At 65.7% G+C, this 452-nt stretch carries 1 pseudogene; it reads right to left on the bottom strand.

Annotation, left to right across the window (positions count from 1 at the left end):
* A pseudogene (locus C1J01_RS54335) lies at nt 1-312 on the bottom strand (hypothetical protein); the annotation flags it as partial.
* Nucleotides 313-452 lie beyond the last annotated feature (140 nt).

Below are 452 nucleotides of genomic sequence, written 5' to 3'. Positions count from 1 at the left end.
GGATCGGTTGGCGCCGATCAGTTTGATCCGTGTGCCCGCCGCCAGGGCAAAGATGGCTGGTGCATCCCCAATGGGGCCCAAGTCGACGGCGCCTGCATTGAGCGCTTCGGCCAGCGGTGCGGCCGCCGGAAATTCGGTCCATTGGATGTCGTACGACACGCCTTTGAGCGCGTCGGCGGCTTCGAGCAGCGCGCGCAGTCCGCCCTTCTGGTCACCAGCCTTGAGCACGATGCGGGGTTGCGCGATGGACAAGGCAGGCGCGGCAGCGAGTGCCAGCGTGGATTGCAGAAAACGTCGTCGATGTTGCGGCATGGTGATGGAGCGATGCGGTCGAGGGTCAATGAATGAAACCGCCTTTCACATAGCGCACCGGTTCGGCGTCCATGCGGGCGATCAAGGCGTCGAGGCCGCTTGTGCTGCGGGCGGTTCCGCGGGCGGCCGAGGTGCACAGG

Origin of the sequence: Nonomuraea aridisoli, from assembly GCF_003236395.1 — a bacterium.
GTDB lineage: Bacteria > Actinomycetota > Actinomycetes > Streptosporangiales > Streptosporangiaceae > Nonomuraea > Nonomuraea aridisoli.
This window is presented reverse-complemented; position numbering and strand designations above follow the sequence as displayed.